This window comes from Microvirga sp. ACRRW (genome assembly GCF_022346925.1).
Classification (GTDB): domain Bacteria; phylum Pseudomonadota; class Alphaproteobacteria; order Rhizobiales; family Beijerinckiaceae; genus Microvirga.
The window spans coordinates 257,271-272,403 of sequence record NZ_JAKRNJ010000001.1; the positions used below are offsets into that span (position 1 = coordinate 257,271).

A 15,133-nucleotide genomic window follows, 5' to 3' on the forward strand; every position below is an offset into this window, starting at 1 on the left:
CCGTTTGATTTGCATCAATGTCCCTTCCCCACCTCCCGCCTAATGAGGAAACTGATGGCGAAGCTCTGGGCCTCGCCACATCAAGAACGGTCGAGACCTATGGCTCAAACGGCAACAACTTCCAAAGGAATGACCTTCGGCGAAGGGGGCTCCGCCCTTGCTTTCGCCGCCTTGGGCTTCCTGAGCATCATCATCGCGGCGAAGGCCTATACGCCCGAATACGCGTTCCACGCTTATCTCTTCGCGGCCGCGAGCGTCGCGTCCGTGTTCGTCATCGTCAACCGCTACTTCGAGCGGCCGGCCGCTCTGCCGCCGCTGACGATCAACGGCAAGCCCAACTACAACATGGGTCCGGTCAAATTCGCCACCATCGCCTCCGTCGTCTGGGGCATCGCGGGCTTCACCATCGGTCTCCTCATCGCGCTTCAGCTGGCGTTTCCGGCGCTCAACTTCGACACCTCCTGGCTGTCCTTCGGGCGCATGCGGCCGCTGCACACCTCCGCGGTGATCTTCGCCTTCGGCGGCAACGTGCTGATCGCCAGTTCCTTCTACGTCGTGCAGCGCACCTGCCGCGCGCGCATGGTCGGCGACATCTCTCCCTGGTTCGTGGTTCTCGGCTACAACTTCTTCATCGTGATCGCGGGCACGGGCTATCTGCTCGGCATCACGCAGGGCAAGGAATACGCCGAGCCGGAATGGTATGCTGACCTCTTCCTCACCATCGTGTGGGTTACGTATTTCCTCGTGTTCCTCGGCACCGTCATGCGCCGCAAGGAATCCCACATCTACGTAGCGAACTGGTTCTATCTCGCCTTCATCCTGACCATCGCCGTCCTGCATCTGGGCAACAACGCGACGGTTCCCGTCTCGATCTTCTCGCCGAAGAGCTACATCGTGTGGTCTGGCGTGCAGGATGCGCTGGTGCAGTGGTGGTACGGCCATAACGCGGTCGGCTTCTTCCTCACCGCCGGCTTCCTCGCCATCATGTACTACTTCATCCCGAAGCGGGCCGAGCGGCCGGTCTATTCCTACCGCCTCTCCATCATCCACTTCTGGTCCCTGATCTTCATGTATATCTGGGCAGGTCCCCACCACCTGCATTACACCGCGCTTCCCGATTGGGCGCAGACTCTCGGCATGGTGTTCTCGGTGATGCTGTGGATGCCCTCCTGGGGCGGCATGATCAACGGCCTCATGACGCTCTCGGGCGCATGGGACAAGCTCCGCACCGATCCGATCCTGCGCCTCATGGTCGTGTCCGTCGCCTTCTACGGCATGGCCACTTTTGAGGGCCCGCTGATGTCCGTGAAGGCCGTGAACTCCCTCTCGCACTACACGGACTGGACCATCGGCCACGTTCACGCCGGCGCGCTCGGCTGGGTCGCCTACATCTCCTTCGGCTGCATCTACTGCCTCGTTCCGTGGCTGTGGAACAAGAAAGAGCTGTACTCGATGAAGGCCGTCTCCTGGCACTTCTGGATCTCGACCCTCGGCATCGTCTTGTACATCTCCTCGATGTGGGTCGCGGGCATCCTGCAGGGCCTCATGTGGCGCGCCTATACCAGCCTCGGCTTCCTTGAGTACTCGTTCATCGAGACTGTGGAAGCGATGCATCCCTTCTACATCATCCGTGCACTCGGCGGCGCATTCTTCGTGGCCGGCAGCCTGATCATGGCGTGGAACGTCTGGAAGACGATCATCAGCGCCGAGGCTGCCGTGGAAGAAGTCCATCCGGCACAACCCGCCCTTGTCGCAGCGGAGTAAAGGAACCGATCATGTCTTTCTGGTCCCGTCATAAGATCTTCGAGACCAACTCGATCATCCTCGTCATCGGCGTGCTGTTCGTGATTGCGATCGGCGGCCTCGTGGAGATCGTGCCTCTCTTCTATCTGAAGAGCACGATCGAGAAGGCGGAAGGGATACGTCCCTACACGCCCCTCGAGCTCGCAGGCCGCAACATCTATGTGCGTGAAGGCTGCTACAACTGCCACAGCCAGATGATCCGCCCGCTGCGCGACGAGGTGGAGCGTTACGGTCACTACTCTCTCGCAGCCGAGAGCATGTATGACCGTCCGTTCCAGTGGGGTTCCAAGCGCACAGGCCCGGACCTTGCCCGCGTCGGCAACAAGTATTCCGACGATTGGCACCGCGATCACCTGAACGATCCCCGCGCCGTCGTGCCCGGCTCGATCATGCCGAGCTATCCTTGGCTCGAAAAGAACGAACTCGACATGTCCTCCGTCTCCGAGGACATGAAGATCCAGGCGATGCTCGGCGTTCCTTACACCGAGGACATGCTGAAATTCGCGATAAGCGATGTTCGCATCCAGGCCAATGCCGACGATCCGAACGCTGTCGATCTCGCCAAGCGCTACCCGAACGCCCAGTCGCGCAGCTTCGACGGCAATCCGCAGAAGGTCACCGAAGCGGATGCATTGATCGCCTATCTGCAAATGCTCGGCACGCAGGTGGACTTCAAGCTCTACGACAACAAAGCCAACGTGCGCTGAGGACATGGACATGCCAGCCGCATACAAATTCTTCGCTGAATTCGCTCAGACCTGGGGGTTGCTCTACTTCGTAGGCGTCTTCCTGATTGTTCTGATCTATGCCCTCGCACCCTCGCGGAAGGAGCGCTTCGACGCAGCCGCCCGCATGCCTCTCCAGGAGGATTGATTCTATGGCCCACGACAAGCATGAAAAGGTCGATGCCGTCACCGGCGTGGCCACGACCGGCCATAGCTGGGACGACATCGAAGAGCTCAACAATCCGCTGCCGCGCTGGTGGCTGTGGACCTTCTATCTCTGCATCGTGTGGGCGATTGCCTATTGCATCGCCTATCCGGCCTGGCCGCTGGTATCGTCCTACACCAAAGGCGCTTTCGGCTGGCACTCCCGCGAAGCGGTGGAGGTCGAGCTCACGGCCCTGAAGGATCAGCGCTCGGGCATGACGGCGAAACTCGCTGCAAGCTCTCTCGAAGAGATCAAGCAGGATCCCGAGATGTTCGCCTTCGCCCGCGCTCAGGGCAAGGCTTCCTTCGGCGACAACTGCGCCCCCTGCCACGGTGCGGGCGGCGGTGGCGCCAAGGGCTATCCGAACCTGAACGACGACGATTGGCTGTGGGGCGGCTCGCTGGAGCAGGTCCATAAGACAATCCAGTTCGGTGCCCGCTCCACCAGCGACCAGGGTCATTCCGGCAGCATGCCTGCCTTCGGACGCGACGGAATGCTCAAGCGCGAAGAGGTCTCGCAGGTGGCGGATTACGTGCGCTCCCTGTCGGGCCTGTCCACGGAGAAAGGTATCGACCTCGCAGCCGGCGCCAAGGTCTTCGCCGACAACTGCGCGGCCTGCCACGGTGACAAGGGCCAGGGCATGCAGGAGCTGGGCGCGCCGAACCTGTCGGATAAAATCTGGCTGTTCGGTTCCGACAAGGCAGCCATCATCGAGGGCCTCAACAATGGCCGTGGCGGCGTGATGCCCGCCTGGCATGGACGTCTCGACGACACGACCATCAAGGCGCTGACGCTCTACGTCCATTCCCTGGGCGGTGACCAGAACCGCTAAGCTGCAGCCCATACGTATTTCTACTGGCGGCTGGAGGACCTCCTCCGGCCGCTTGCTTGACCCAAATCAAGGCATCGCCTCGGTCCGTATTCTATCCAGGTCTCTCTTGACCGAGAACCTGCGACGGATTCGATGGCTGACGCTCCAGTTTCCCCCTCCCTTGCGACGGCAGAGGCCGAAGACGCCCCGCTCTATGCCCCTCGCAAGCAGATCTATCCGCAGGCCGTGAAAGGCCGCCTCCGCACGATCAAATGGGTCGTGCTGGCCGTCACCCTCGGCATCTACTATCTCCTGCCCTTCATCCGCTGGGACCGTGGCCCCAACGCTCCCGACCAGGCAATCCTGGTCGACCTCGCGAACGGCCGCTTCTACTTCTTCTTCATCGAGATCTGGCCGCAGGAGGTCTATTACTTCACCGGCCTCCTGGTGCTGGCCGCTCTCGCGCTTTTCCTCATGAACGCGGTCGCAGGCCGCGTCTGGTGCGGCTATCTCTGCCCGCAGACGGTCTGGACCGACCTCTTCTACGCCGTCGAGCGTTGGATCGAAGGCGACCGCCGTGAGCGCATGCGCCACGACAAGGAGAAGCTCACCTTCAAGGTCGCCGCTCAGAAAAGCCTGAAGCATTTCATCTGGCTGATGATCGCCTGGTGGACCGGCGGTGCTTGGGTTCTCTACTTCGCCGACGCGCCGACACTCGTCTATGAGCTCGCCACGTTCCAGGCGCCGATGCTCGCCTATATCTGGATCGGCATTCTCACCTTCACCACCTACACGCTCGCAGGCTTCATGCGCGAGCAGGTCTGCACCTACATGTGCCCCTGGCCGCGCATTCAGGCCGCGCTGACCGACGAATACGCTCTCAACGTCACTTATCGCTATGACCGCGGCGAGCCGCGCGGCTCGATGAAGAAGAACGAGACCTTGAAGCTTCAAGGTTTGCCTGCGGGCGACTGCATCGACTGCAACCAATGCGTCAATGTCTGCCCGACGGGCGTCGATATCCGCAAAGGCCTGCAGCTCGACTGCATCCAGTGCGGCCTGTGCATCGACGCATGCAATGTGGTGATGGAGAAGATCGATCGCCCTCTGAACCTGATCGCCTACGACACCGACATGAACGTGAAGGCCCGCATGGAGGGCCGTCCCGAAGTGCGCAAGATCGTGCGTCCGCGCACCATCTTCTACGCCGGTATCATTGCCATCGTCGGCGCGGTCATGATCGGCTCACTCGCCATGCGTCAGACGATCTACCTGAGCGTCATGCACGACCGGAACCCGCTTTTCGTTCGTCTCTCCGACGGCTCGATCCGCAACGGGTTTACCATCCGTGTGGCCAACAAGAACCTGGACGAGCGCAGCTATGTCCTCACCGTGGACGGGCTTTCCGGCGCGAAGCTCGACATCGTGGGCGGGGAAATCGACCAGCAAGGCCGGGCCGTCGTCAAGGTCGGCCCCGACCAGACCCTGGAAGCGCGCGTGCTCGTGAGCTCCCATGGAGCCAATGTTCCCGCATCGACCGACATTCACTTCACGCTCACCGACATCGCCAACGGCGATGCTACGCGGATGAGCGACTACTTCAAGGCGCCTTAGGAGGATCATGCCCATGTCCACGACAACTGCCGGACGCCCTCCCCGCGTCATTACAGGACGGACTGTCCTCATCTATTTCATCTCTTTCTTCGGCGTCATCTTCGCCATGAATTTCGTGATGATCCGCTTTGCCGTCTCGAGCTTCAGCGGCGTCGAGACGGAAAGCTCCTACAAGGCAGGGCTGACGTTCAAGAACGATGTGGCGGCAGCCCATGCGCAGGATGCCCTTCACTGGTCCGTAGAAGCGAATGTTCAGCGCGGCGAGAGCAGCAGCATCCTCATCACGGCTCGCGACGCCAAGGCTCTGGCCGTCTCCGGCCTGACGGCGCAGGTCAGGCTCGGTCACCCCACGGATAAGCGTAACGACGTCACGGTCGATTTCGTGGAGACCTCCACCGGTCAGTTCCGCAGCCTTACCCCGTTACCCGAAGGCCGCTGGGATCTCGTGATCGACCTGAAGCGCGGAGACGATGTCGTTTTCCGCTCCAAGAGCCGCATCGCGCTCTAGAGGAGAGAGATCAGATCATGTCAGAGGCCCTCGATCTCTCGATCTTCGTCAAGCGTCAGGACGATGGAACGGCGCATCTCGACCTTGCCATCGAGGGCATCGATTGCGCTGCCTGCATCGACGAGATCGAGGGCGGATTGTGCCGCTTGCCCGGCATAGTCGACGCCCGCCTCAACTACACAACCCACCGCCTGTCCGTGCAATGGCAGGACGGCGCCATCGTGCCTTCGGCCATTGTCGATGAACTGCGGGGCTTAGGCTATCGCGCCCATCCCTATCAATCGCGCCTCGTCGAGGAGGAAGAGACGCGCCGCTCCCAATGGCTGTTGAGATGCCTCGCGGTGGCAGGCTTCGCCTCCATGAACATCATGCTGCTCGCGGTCTCCGTCTGGTCGGGCAACGTGACGGACATCACGCCCGAGACGCGCGACTTCTTCCATTGGCTTGCCGCCTTCATCGCCCTTCCCGCCGTGGCCTATGCGGGACAACCTTTCTTCCGCAGCGCCATCAGCGCCCTTAAAGCCAAGCGCACCAACATGGACGTGCCGATCTCCATCGGCATCATGCTGGCCCTGATCATGTCGGTGGTGGAAACCATCAATCATGCGGAGAATACCTATTTCGACTCCGTCGTGATGCTTCTCTTCTTCCTGCTCTGTGGCCGTTACCTCGATCAGGCCATGCGCCGCCGCACCCGCGCCGTGGCGGGCAATCTTGCAGCCCTCAAGGCCGAGGTCGCGCACCGCATCGACGATAGCGGCGAGACGATTCTTGTTCCGACAGCGGCCCTCAATCCCGGCGACCGAGTTCTCGTGCGCCCTGGCGAGCGCATCGCCGTCGATGGCGTCGTGATCGCGGGCCATTCCGAACTCGACGAGAGTCTCGTCACCGGCGAAACCGTGCGACGCTCCGCGCTTGCAGGCGATGCCGTCTATGCCGGCAGCATGAACTATGAAGGCACGCTCACTCTCCAGGTGACGGCTGCGGGCAAAGGCACGCTGCTCGACGAGGTGGAGCGGCTTCTCGAGAATGCAGCTGCCGCTAAATCCCGTTATGTGCAGCTCGCTGATAAAGTGGCCCGGGCTTATGCTCCTGTCGTGCATCTCACCGCAGCTCTGACCGCGATCCTCTGGGTCGTTATGGGTTCCTCGGTGCATGATGCCATCATCACGGCGGTCGCGGTTCTCATCATCACCTGCCCCTGCGCCCTGGCGCTGGCCGTTCCCGTCGTTCAGGTCGTGGCGTCGGGTGCGCTCTTCCGCTCCAATGTCTTCCTCAATTCCGGCGACGCGCTGGAGCGCTTGGCCTCCGTGGACACCATCGTGTTCGACAAGACCGGCACGCTGACCCTTCCTGAAATGCGTGTCGCCAATGCGGAGGCTGTCCGCCCGGATCTGCTTGAGGCTGCAGCACGACTGGCTCTCTCGAGCCATCATCCGCTTGCAAGCGCTGTCGCGCAGGAAGCAAAGGAGCACCGTCCTTACGAGGAAGCTACGGAAGAAGTGGGTCAGGGCGTCAAGGCCGTCGTGCATGGCGTGGAGATGCGCCTGGGCAGCCCGAGTTTCTGTGGCGCGGCCGATCTCGCGACTGACGCTGTCGGCAACGACGCAAGCGTCTCCGTGATCGCCTTCGCGCGCGGCCATGAGCGCGCCGTTCTGCTCGTGCGCCAAGCCTTGCGCCCCGATGCTGCGACGACCGTCAAAGCGCTGCGGGATCTCGGCATCGACTGCCGCATCCTGTCGGGCGACCGCTCTGAAGCCGTTTCTCCGATTGCCGCAAGCCTCGGCATCCGCGAATGGCGCGGCGGCGCGAAGCCCGCCGAGAAGATCGCCGCCATCGAGGCGCTCAAGGCCGAAGGCCGGAAGGTGCTCATGGTCGGCGACGGTCTCAACGATGCGCCGGCCCTTGCGACGGCCGATGTGTCCATCTCGCCGATCACGGCCGCCGACATCACGCAGGCACAGGCCGACGCGGTCTTCCTTGGCGACAAGCTCTCGCCCGTTCTCGATGCCCTCGCCATTGCGCGGCGCGCCCGCGCGCTGATGCGGCAGAACCTGATGATCGCGCTGGTCTACAACCTGATCGCGGTTCCGCTCGCCTTCCTCGGCTATGTCACGCCCCTGGTTGCAGCGCTTGCCATGTCCGGATCGTCGAGCCTGGTGACGTTGAACGCGCTTCGTGCACGGAGCACGAAGACGAAGACCTTGTCCGAGGCTTCTTCGACCGACCATGCAACACCGGCTGTTCCAGTTATGCAGGGAGTCTGATTCATGGAAGTCCTGATCTACCTCGTGCCGGTTGCCCTGCTCCTGGGTCTCACCGGTCTTGCCGCCTTCCTGTGGTCGCTGAAGAACGGTCAGTATGACGATGTGGAGGGTGCAGCCCTGCGCGTTCTGAGAGACGACGACCTCAAATGAATGCCTCTTCCACCATGCCACGGGCAGGACGGCTCGACTGTCTCTGCGAACCGATAGAATCTGCCGGAGATCTACCGGATCGTGGCGGCACCGCGCTGCTCGCCGTCGCGTTCGCCCTGTCCGTGCTCTCGCAGGTTCTCACCCTCACCATTCTCCCTCTCGCGGGCTTGTCCCTCGCTCCGAGCGGAACCTGGGCCACCCTGCCCTATGCCGCCTTCTATGCCGGAGCGGCGCTCGCCAGCCTGCCGGCCTCCCTGTTGCTCGATGCCTTCGGGCGCCGGGCCGCCTTCTCGCTCGGCGCGAGCCTGGGCGTTGCCGGTGGCCTGATGACGGCCTGGGCCCTGTTGCAATGGCAGTTCACAGGCCTTGTTCTGGGCGCTTTCTGGCTCGGCATCGCCAGCGGCTTCAGCCTGTTCTACCGCCATGCGGCAGCCCCTCTAGGAGCTAAGGGAAAAGGCTCCATCCTTGTGGTTTTTGGCGCCGCCACCCTCGCAGGCCTCCTGGCTCCGACCGTGGCGAACATGGCCGAGGGCCTTGCTGTTCCTCACACCCTGGTCGGCATGGCGGCGGCGGCGGCACTCGCGCATGTCGGATCGCTCCTTGCCACGGCGGCTTTGCCCTATCAACGCATGCGCCGGAAGCCCGATGAGGCGAAGCCCCTAATGGAATGGCGTCGCATTCTCTGGCCCAGCCTCATCGGCGCTTTGGGCTGGTTCTCCATGACGGCTCTCATGGGCGCAACGCCTATTGCGATGGTCGGCTGCGGCCTTGGCGAGGCCGTCTCAGGAACCATTGCCTGGCATGTGATTGCCATGTATGCGCCGTCGCTGGTCCTTGCCGGTCTTCCTCAACCATTTCGCCCGACTTGGATTGCTTTTGGAGGCTGCGCTCTCCTTATGACAGCGGCGCTGGCCTTTCTTGCGGCCACAAGCATCGCCGCTTTTACCCTCTCGACCGCCCTTCTCGGCATAGGCTGGTCGCTAGTCACGATGGGAACCACCCTTTGGGTTCATGAGAAGGGCGAGCCGTCCCGCTGGCTTCTCGGCCTTCACGACGGAATACTCCTCGGCTCCGCCCTTCTTGGGGCTCTGGCAGCAGGGATCATGCAGTGAATGCAGCTCTGCTGCGGGGGCCAAGACACCTGTATCAAAGCCCCTTATGCCTGTGCTAGGAACGTCATAGGAATGGTGGCCGTTCTCCCGAGACCGGTTCCGGTCGATGACCGGAGATCCTTCCTGGACTGGAGTTTGTTTTGACAGCCTCGACTTCCGCTCCCAGCACCCCGCTGCGACAGGATATCAGTTTTCAGCTCCTCGTTGATGCGGTGACGGATTATGCGATCTGCATGCTCGACACCGAAGGCCGGATTGTCAGCTGGAACACGGGGGCCGAGCATATCAGCGGGTGGAACAAGGATGAGATCCGCAGCCGCCATTTCTCGATTTTCCACATTCCCGAAGACCTCGCTTCCGGGAAGGCTGCGCACGAGCTCGAGGTTGCCCGCGATACAGGACGCTACGAAGAACAGGGCGTCCGCTTGCGCAAGGACGGATCGCGCTTCATTGCCCATGTCAGTTTGACACCCCTGAAGAACGAGACCGGTCAGCTTCTCGGCTATGCCAAGGTGACCCGCGACATCAGCGAACGCGTTGCCGCCGAGGAAGCATTGAGGACCAGAGAGGCGCATCTGCGTTCGATTCTGGAAACGGTGCCGGACGCCATGATCGTCATCGACGAGCAGGCGCGCATTCAGTTCTTCAGCGCCGCCGCCGAACGCCTGTTCGGATACAAGGATCAAGAGATCATCGGCGAGAACATCAAGATTCTCATGCCCGATCCCTATCGCGGGCAACATGACGGCTACATGCATCGCTATCTTACGACGGGCGAGAGGCGCATCATCGGCATCGGCCGTGTTGTGGTGGGGCAAAGTAAGGACGGTTCCACCTTCCCTATCGAGCTCGCCGTGGGCGAGATGCGCTCGGGTGGGCAGCGCTACTTCACAGGCTTCATCCGCGATCTCACCGAACGGCAAAAAACGGAGGCACGCCTGCAGGAGTTGCAGTCGGAACTCGTGCACATGTCGCGCTTTACCGCGCTCGGCGAGATGGCCTCGACACTGGCCCATGAGATCAACCAGCCGCTTACAGCCATCGCAAACTATCTGAAAGGTTGCCGTCGCATTCTTCAGCGCATGGAAGGCCAGGACGTGGCTATGCTGGAAGGGGCTGTGAACCAGGCTGCCGAGCAGGCTCTGCGTGCCGGTCAGGTCATCCGCCACCTGCGCGAGTTCGTGGCACGTGGAGAGAGCGAGAGGCATATCGAAAATCTGCCCAAGCTGATTCAGGAGGCGAGCGCTCTCGCCCTGGTCGGGGCCCGGGAAATCGGCGTGCGCGTCTCCTATCGCCTTGATCCCAACGCTCCGCTTGTCCTGGCGGATCGCATTCAGATCCAGCAGGTTCTCCTCAACCTTATCCGCAACGCCATCGAGGCCATGCAGGATATGCCTCAGCGGGAGCTGGTGATCGCCTCCCACGCCTTACCCCAGGAAGGGTTGGTGGAGATCAGCGTTTGCGATACTGGAACCGGTATCGAACCGGAGATTCTGGAGCGTCTGTTCCAGCCTTTCGTCACGACGAAGAAACACGGCATGGGCGTAGGCCTTTCGATCTGCCGAACCATCGTCGAATCCCACGGCGGAAAGATCTGGATTGAGTCTGACGTCGGCAATGGCACCACGTTCAGGTTCACGCTGCGTACCGTCAGTCAGGAGGAATTAGCGAATGCCGAGTGAAGCGATCGTGCATGTGGTAGATGATGACCTGGCCGTGCGCCAATCCCTGTCTTTCCTGCTCGCATCGGACGGCTTGCCGGTGCGCATCCATGAATCGGCATCCGCGTTTCTCGACCACGTGGAGGTGGCGACCGGCGGCTGCATCGTCACGGATGTGCGTATGCCTGGCATCGACGGAATCGAGTTTCTCAAACGCCTGAAAAGTCGAGGGTTCACATTGCCGGTCATCGTCATGACCGGCCACGCGGATGTGCCGCTTGCCGTGGAGGCGATGAAGGAAGGCGCCATCGACTTCATTGAAAAGCCATTCGACGACGATCTCTTTCTGGCTGCCGTTCGCGCTGCCCTGAAACGCCAGGAAAAGCATGCCCACCAGGATGCCCAGACAGCCGAAGTGCGTGCGCGGGTTCAGGCCCTGTCGGAGCGTGAGAGCCAGGTTCTGGAAGGCCTAGTCGCCGGCAAGGCCAATAAGGTAATCGCCTATGATCTCGGCATCAGTCCCCGCACCGTCGAAATCTACCGGGCGAACGTAATGTCGAAAATGCAGGCTTCGAGCCTCTCGGAACTCGTCCGTATGGCCCTCCTCGTCGGCGCCCGACCCGAAGGCCGCGACTGAACCCTTAGGGAATAATCCTGAGCTTTCGGGCAAACGGACATTGACCCATATCAAGCCCTTGGCCTCGCCTTTGAATTAGATTGGGTGAGATCCTAAAGCCAGGGACCCATTGGGACTTATCATGTCCATGCCACCAGGGCCGGTCATCGTCGTCGATGATGATGATGCCGTTCGCCAGTCATTGAAGTTCGCCCTCGAACTCGAGGGAATGGACGTACGCCTCTATGAGAGCGGCGACGAGCTTCTTGCGGAGCCGGATCTGCCCACAAGCGGCTGCCTGGTTGTCGACTATTACATGCCGGCCATGAACGGCGTCGAGCTCATGGACAAGCTGCGCCGGCGCCTCATCAAGCTCCCCGCGATCCTGATTACGGCTCGCGCAACCGACGATATGCGCAAGCGCGCAACGTCCTCAGGCTTCAGCCAAGTCATTGAAAAGCCACTAGAAGACAGCACGCTGCTCGACAGCATTCGTGGCGCCCTAAGCATTCCTGCCTAAGCCCTCCTGCCCATACGGGAAATCCCTTAGGGAGAGCATCTGAATTTTTCCCTTCACTGCATCGGTTTAATCCTGGGTTCACATCAGACTTGAACCGACACCGAGAACCCCGATGCAGATCGCGCACGCTACCCTGAACAACCAGATCGCCCCGAATGCTGCGCTGCTGCGGACACGTGCAGTGCCGGAGCTCGGCACCGCCCGCACGGCCACAAAGGATGAAGAGATCTTCGCCGAGGGGGATCGCGCCGCTTATTTCTACAAAGTGGTCTCAGGTGCGGTGCGTACCTTCAAGCTATTGAGCGACGGGCGCCGCCAGATCGACGCCTTTCACCTTCCGGGTGACATCTTCGGAATGGAATCTGGCGATGAGCATCGCTTCAGCGCCGAAGCCCTCGGTGATGTCACCATCATTGCCTATCGCCGTTGCAGCTTGGAAGCCCTGGCTACACGCGATCAGGGCTTCGCTAATCAGGTGATTGAGTCCATGATGCGCTCGCTCGAGCGTGCGCAGAACCATATGCTTTTGCTCGGGCGCAAGCATGCTCTGGAAAAGATCGCAACATTTCTGCTCGTGATGGCCGAGCGCCTGGCGGAAGATGGCCATGTTGATCTCCCCATGTCGCGCACCGACATGGCGGATCATCTGGGCCTTACTATTGAAACCGTCTCGCGCTCTCTCACCCAGCTGGAGCGCCAGGGCGTCATCGAGCTTCCGGCTCATCGCCGCTCCATTGTTCTGTGCAACAAAGCAGCGCTTGAGCAGCTTGAGGCATGAACAACGGCAGAAATCTCAGCCCTATAGCGGGCGCTTTCTGACAAGGTTTTCGGCACGGCTCTGCACATCGCGCCATACGCGCAGCTCCCGCTTCGCATCCGCAAGGGCGCGATGAGCAGGGGCGCCGTCGGCCTCATCCTTAAGCCGTGCCTGAGCGAGAATGTCCTTTACATGGACCGCAATTTCATCATCCGCAACACCGGCCTCCTGCAGGATCCGCGTAATCGCATTCTCATGCGCAACATCCGTATCCTGCAGACGTAAAGCATGACGGGGAAGACCAGCACTCCGCAATAACTTACTGAGCCATTGACCGTCCCACGAGGGCGCCGTCGCGAAGAGAGCATGGCCTGACAGCACATCCAGCATGCGCTTTGCGACCTCGTCATGCGGCCTGCCTTCCGCAACCAGACGTTCGCGCGTGACGCGATGCGTAGCCTCGGCTTCCGAGGACCAGTCCGTCCATAAAAGGGCGGGCTTGATCAGGTAGCTCTCTTCGCCTCCGGACGCGAACACCCAACCAACCTCAATAGGATAACTGTTCTTGTTCAGGGAAGAGGCTTCGAAATCGAGGAAGACGATGTCCGAATGCTCAGCCATGACCGGTTCCTCAACCCGCTTCACAAACCAGGCATTGGCTGGGCTGATCGCACGAGCACTGCGGCATCTCGCAACTCTAGCGGGCAACCGCAGCCAGCAAGGGAACGACATTCCGTGCAACCGGCTGCGGCTTATCCAGAAGAGCCTGGATTTTCTCGGCAAGATCTGTCGCGCGATAGGGCTTGTAGAGGATCTCTACATCCTCGATTGTTTCTTCATCGTCCACGTAACCCGTCGTCAGGATGACATGAACTTCTGGCTTCTCGGCTTTGATAATCCGCGCGAGATCAACCCCGCTCAATCCACCAGGCATGCGAACATCCGAGAGAACCAGACGTACACGCTCGTTTGATTTCAAAATATCGGCTGCTTCATCCCCGTTTTCGGCCTCGATGACATCGAACCCGAGAGAATTCAGCGTAGAGATTGCGACCTGACGGACAGCAGGATTATCTTCAACGACAAGAACGGTCTGCCCAGCCCCGAACGGCGCGGCATCGCGCGTCTGCTTGTCGTTCAGGCTCTCAGTCGCGCCATAGGCGCGCGGCAGGTAAATGCGAATGGTGGTTCCTTCATTGGGAGCACTGTCGATCTCCACATGGCCATGGGATTGCTGAACGAAGCCATAGACCATGCTCAGCCCGAGGCCCGTCCCCTTTCCGCTCTCCTTCGTCGTGAAGAACGGCTCAAACACACGCTGAAGCACTTCCGGCGACATGCCGATGCCTGTATCGCGGACCGATATCGCGATGAACTCCCCAGGGGTCTCGACTTTGCTCTCATCCAATGCCTGAAAACTGATTGAAATCGACAGATCGCCGCCGTCCGGCATCGCATCGCGGGCATTTACGGCAAGATTCAGCAACGCGGCTTCGAGTTGAGCGCGATCAACCTCGATAGGATAGATCCCTTCCTCAAGATTCAGGCTGATATTGATGTTCTCGCCCAGGGTGCGCCGCATCAGTTCTAACAGACCTGATATCAAGCCGCCGGCATCGATAATGGAAACCTGCAAGGGCTGCCGGCGGGAGAAAGCAAGAAGCCGATGCGTGAGATCCGCGCAGCGTTGCGCACCCTCCATCGCCATCCTGACCCGCGGCTCCGCCTTTGCATTGCCTTTGATGGCTCGCTGCAGTAGATCGAGGTTTCCGATAACGACACTGAGCATGTTGTTGAAGTCATGGGCGATACCGCCTGTTAGACGGCCAACCGCTTCAAGCTTGCTGGCATGAAGCAGATTCTGCTCCATCTGCTTGCGCTCGGTGATGTCGAACCACATGCCGAAAAACTCGCGCGGACGCCCCTCATCATCACGCATCAGCATCGTCTGGTCCAGGAAGAACCGTTCAGACCCGTCGGCACAGGTCCAGCGATACTCAAGCGTGACAGTCCCCTGGTCCGTCAATTCGTGAAGCTGGGCCAGCACCCTGTCCCGATCATCGCGATGCAGGCGCGACGACCAGAAGTCAGGCGATTCCAAGAAGGCGTTGGGCGAAAAACCAGTGATACGCTCAATGCCCTCATTGGTAAAATGCAGTTGCCGATGATCCTCTCTCACTGATGCGGTGTAGAGAGCAATCGGCAAGGATTCCAGAACGATGGACTGGTGTTCCTCGCGACGGCGGAGTGCCTGTTCCGTCTTGAGCTTCTCACTGCGGACACGCAAGTTCTCCATGAGCAGCCGACGCTCTTCCTCGCCCTGCCGCCGGATCTCCTCAGTCTTGCGATAGAGATCGACGAAGACGTCGACCTTCGATTTCAGG

Annotated in this window: 15 protein-coding genes; 13 read left to right on the forward strand and 2 right to left on the reverse strand. The window is 60.7% G+C overall.

What is annotated here, in order from left to right; all coding sequences use genetic code 11:
• The first annotated feature begins 99 nt into the window (after nucleotides 1–99).
• The 13 genes from ccoN to MHY87_RS01385 all read left to right on the forward strand — a co-directional run bounded on the left by ccoN (nucleotide 100) and on the right by MHY87_RS01385 (nucleotide 12,770).
• Nucleotides 100–1,764: a cytochrome-c oxidase, cbb3-type subunit I gene (gene ccoN / locus MHY87_RS01325; RefSeq protein WP_239348623.1), complete on the forward strand. Its 1,665-nt coding sequence runs from the start codon at nucleotides 100–102 to the stop codon at nucleotides 1,762–1,764.
• 11 nt (nucleotides 1,765–1,775) lie between these two features.
• The gene (gene ccoO, locus MHY87_RS01330) at nucleotides 1,776–2,510 is read left to right on the forward strand and encodes a cytochrome-c oxidase, cbb3-type subunit II (RefSeq protein ID WP_239348625.1); all 735 of its coding nucleotides are present in this window, start codon (nucleotides 1,776–1,778) and stop codon (nucleotides 2,508–2,510) included.
• A 10-nt stretch (nucleotides 2,511–2,520) separates the two neighbouring features.
• A complete protein-coding gene (locus tag MHY87_RS01335) occupies nucleotides 2,521–2,676 on the forward strand; it encodes a cbb3-type cytochrome c oxidase subunit 3 (protein ID WP_239348627.1) in 156 nt (51 codons plus the stop codon).
• Nucleotides 2,677–2,680: 4 nt separating this feature from the next.
• Nucleotides 2,681–3,565, forward strand: a complete 885-nt coding sequence (gene ccoP / locus MHY87_RS01340) for a cytochrome-c oxidase, cbb3-type subunit III (RefSeq protein WP_239348629.1) — start codon at nucleotides 2,681–2,683, stop codon at nucleotides 3,563–3,565.
• A 132-nt stretch (nucleotides 3,566–3,697) separates the two neighbouring features.
• Nucleotides 3,698–5,158 carry a cytochrome c oxidase accessory protein CcoG gene (ccoG, locus tag MHY87_RS01345; protein WP_239348631.1) on the forward strand — a complete coding sequence of 487 codons (1,461 nt, stop codon included), beginning with the start codon at nucleotides 3,698–3,700 and terminating at the stop codon, nucleotides 5,156–5,158.
• Between the two features lie 13 nt (nucleotides 5,159–5,171).
• Entirely contained in the window at nucleotides 5,172–5,666 is a 495-nt protein-coding gene (locus MHY87_RS01350) for a FixH family protein (protein ID WP_239348633.1), read from the forward strand.
• Nucleotides 5,667–5,683: 17 nt separating this feature from the next.
• On the forward strand, nucleotides 5,684–7,933 hold the full coding sequence (locus tag MHY87_RS01355) for a heavy metal translocating P-type ATPase (protein ID WP_239348635.1): 2,250 nt from the start codon (nucleotides 5,684–5,686) through the stop codon (nucleotides 7,931–7,933).
• A 3-nt stretch (nucleotides 7,934–7,936) separates the two neighbouring features.
• The gene (gene ccoS, locus MHY87_RS01360; RefSeq protein WP_239348637.1) at nucleotides 7,937–8,083 is read left to right on the forward strand and encodes a cbb3-type cytochrome oxidase assembly protein CcoS; all 147 of its coding nucleotides are present in this window, start codon (nucleotides 7,937–7,939) and stop codon (nucleotides 8,081–8,083) included.
• Nucleotides 8,080–9,195 (forward strand): MFS transporter, encoded by a 1,116-nt coding sequence (locus MHY87_RS01365; protein WP_239348639.1) that lies wholly within the window; start codon nucleotides 8,080–8,082, stop codon nucleotides 9,193–9,195. Before ccoS ends, MHY87_RS01365 begins: the two co-directional genes overlap by 4 nt.
• Before the next feature lie 140 nt (nucleotides 9,196–9,335).
• Complete coding sequence (locus MHY87_RS01370) at nucleotides 9,336–10,877, forward strand: PAS domain S-box protein (RefSeq protein WP_255726143.1); 1,542 nt, start codon at nucleotides 9,336–9,338, stop codon at nucleotides 10,875–10,877.
• Nucleotides 10,867–11,493 (forward strand): response regulator FixJ, encoded by a 627-nt coding sequence (gene fixJ / locus MHY87_RS01375; RefSeq protein WP_239348641.1) that lies wholly within the window; start codon nucleotides 10,867–10,869, stop codon nucleotides 11,491–11,493. The genes MHY87_RS01370 and fixJ overlap by 11 nt, the downstream gene beginning before the upstream one ends.
• A gap of 121 nt (nucleotides 11,494–11,614) precedes the next feature.
• Nucleotides 11,615–11,992 carry a response regulator transcription factor gene (locus MHY87_RS01380; RefSeq protein ID WP_239348643.1) on the forward strand — a complete coding sequence of 126 codons (378 nt, stop codon included), beginning with the start codon at nucleotides 11,615–11,617 and terminating at the stop codon, nucleotides 11,990–11,992.
• A gap of 112 nt (nucleotides 11,993–12,104) precedes the next feature.
• A complete protein-coding gene (locus tag MHY87_RS01385) occupies nucleotides 12,105–12,770 on the forward strand; it encodes a helix-turn-helix domain-containing protein (RefSeq protein ID WP_239348645.1) in 666 nt (221 codons plus the stop codon).
• Nucleotides 12,771–12,791: 21 nt separating this feature from the next.
• Here the strand turns inward: MHY87_RS01385 and MHY87_RS01390 are convergent, their stop codons facing one another.
• Nucleotides 12,792–13,370, reverse strand: a complete 579-nt coding sequence (locus tag MHY87_RS01390; RefSeq protein ID WP_239348647.1) for a transcriptional regulator — start codon at nucleotides 13,368–13,370, stop codon at nucleotides 12,792–12,794.
• 76 nt (nucleotides 13,371–13,446) lie between these two features.
• Nucleotides 13,447–14,955 carry an ATP-binding protein gene (locus MHY87_RS01395; RefSeq protein WP_239349717.1) on the reverse strand — a complete coding sequence of 503 codons (1,509 nt, stop codon included), beginning with the start codon at nucleotides 14,953–14,955 and terminating at the stop codon, nucleotides 13,447–13,449.
• Nucleotides 14,956–15,133: the final 178 nt, after the last annotated feature.